The 1,787-nt window shown below is 40.2% G+C and carries 2 protein-coding genes and 2 pseudogenes; all 4 read right to left on the bottom strand.

From position 1 onward, the window contains the following. Positions 1-123 (bottom strand): annotated as a pseudogene (locus ADH51_RS09740) (amino acid ABC transporter ATP-binding protein); the annotation flags it as partial. Between the two features lie 187 nt (positions 124-310). Then, positions 311-961 (bottom strand): amino acid ABC transporter permease, encoded by a 651-nt coding sequence (locus ADH51_RS01770; protein ID WP_002886253.1) that lies wholly within the window; start codon positions 959-961, stop codon positions 311-313. 11 nt (positions 962-972) lie between these two features. Continuing rightward, positions 973-1,671, bottom strand: coding sequence for an amino acid ABC transporter permease (locus tag ADH51_RS01765; protein WP_048674071.1), 699 nt, complete (start codon positions 1,669-1,671; stop codon positions 973-975). A gap of 17 nt (positions 1,672-1,688) precedes the next feature. Further along, positions 1,689-1,787, bottom strand: a pseudogene (locus ADH51_RS09985) (glutamine ABC transporter substrate-binding protein); the annotation flags it as partial.

The raw sequence follows: 1,787 nt of genomic DNA, 5'->3' as shown, positions 1-1,787 counted from the left end.
CCCAGACCCAGAAGGTCCCAAGAGAACCACAACTTGTCCTTTTTCAATTTCTAGATTGATATCACGAAGTGCATGATAGTCTCCGTAATATTTATTAACATTTTTAAATTCAATAAGTGCCATAAGAGCCTCCTATAATGGATTTACTTGTTAGCTTTTCTAACATATATTGAATTTTAGCATAAGTAAAGTCGAAAGTCAAAAAATTCCGAATATTCTTTCAAAACGTTCGGTTTTTACTAAATAATTAATCATTTTTTGATATAAATATGAGAAAAACAAAAACCCACCCGCAGGTGAGTTTTTTGTTTTATTCACTAGCTTGCTCCCATTGTTTAGAGAGGTAGCGAGAGTAGCTAGAGATGGCAAAGTTAACCACGAAATAAGCTAAAGCCACAATACCGTATAAGGTAAAGATTTGACTAGGTTCGTAGTAACCACCCATCAAAATCTGACTCTTACCAAACAATTCTTGTAAGGCGATAACAGAGTAAAGGAAAGAAGTATCCTTGATAACTGTTACGAATTGAGAGATGATAGATGGCAACATCTTACGAATAGCTTGTGGGAAGATGATGTAAATAAAGATTTGTTTGTTGTTAAATCCTTGAGACAAGCCGGCTTCCGTTTGGCCATGGTCAATAGAGTTCAGTCCCCCACGAATGATTTCCGCCAAGGCAGCTGAAGTAAAGACCGTGAAAGAGGTAATCCCTGCAGCGGTTGACTTGAGTTGGAAGACCAGGAAGATAATGAAAATCCAAAGCAAGTTAGGAACATTACGGACGAACTCAACGTAGATAGAAGCAATCCAACGCAGAATAGGATTCTTTCCGTTACGCATCACCGCCAGAATAGTTCCGAACAGGGTAGATAGCACGATGATGAAGAAAGACAAGTAAAGAGTCGTCCACATCCCTTGTGCCAAGAATTTAAGGTTAGTAGCTGATAAAACTTCTGACATAGTGGACCTCCTTAGTAAGCTTTCTTATTCTCTTCTTCTTTACGACGTGCCCAAGTAGCTAGAGGGAAACACATGATAAAGTAGAGGAAGGCAGCCCCAGCAAAGGCCGGCACATAGTTAGTGGTATCATAAGCCCAAGCCTTAGCAGTGAACATGATATCTGCCCCAGAGATAATGGCAACTGTAGAAGTATTCTTAATCAAGTTAACCACTTGGTTGGTCAATGGTGGCAAGATAGTACGGACTGCTTGAGGCAAGATGATGATACGCATGGTATCAGCGTAGGTGAATCCTTGAGACAAAGCGGCTTCGGTTTGACCTTTAGGAACTGCCTCGATACCTGTACGAATAATTTCAGAGATATAGGCTCCTGTGTAGACACCCACACAAAGGATAGCTGTCAATGAAATTGGAATCATGACATGACCATCAGTCAAGATTGAAATCCCATAGAAGACAACCACGAATTGCACAAGCAAGGGTGTATTTTGGAAGATTTCGACATAAACACGTGAAATGCCACGAAGGACTTTGTTGTGAGTAGAGCTCATAGCCCCAAAGATAAGCCCAAGAAGAAGGGCAACAATCAAGGCACCAATTGAAATGCCAAGGGTGTAAAAGAAACCTTTGGCAAACTGCCCAAAGTTAGCGAAGAAAGCAGTCCAACGTTCAAGAGCGAAAGGACTAGCCGTTTCAGTTAAAAGATACATAAATTCAGGACTCCTTTCTATTTATCTTCAGCCTTAGCTGGTTTCAAGTGATACTTATCGTAGAGTTTTTGAAGGCTACCATCTTTTTGCCATTTAGCAATCAAATCGTTGGTATA

This window comes from Streptococcus sp. 449_SSPC, from assembly GCF_001073005.1.
Taxonomy (GTDB): domain Bacteria; phylum Bacillota; class Bacilli; order Lactobacillales; family Streptococcaceae; genus Streptococcus; species Streptococcus salivarius_F.
The sequence above is the reverse complement of the archived record's forward strand: the minus strand, read 5'-3'. Positions and strand labels throughout refer to the sequence as shown.

What these genes read in the sequence shown, in the direction of transcription:
- ADH51_RS01770 (WP_002886253.1), bottom strand. Translation starts at nt 961, where the DNA reads ATGTCAGAAGTTTTATCAGCTACTAACCTTAAATTCTTGGCACAAGGG.
- ADH51_RS01765 (WP_048674071.1), bottom strand. Translation starts at nt 1,671, where the DNA reads ATGTATCTTTTAACTGAAACGGCTAGTCCTTTCGCTCTTGAACGTTGG.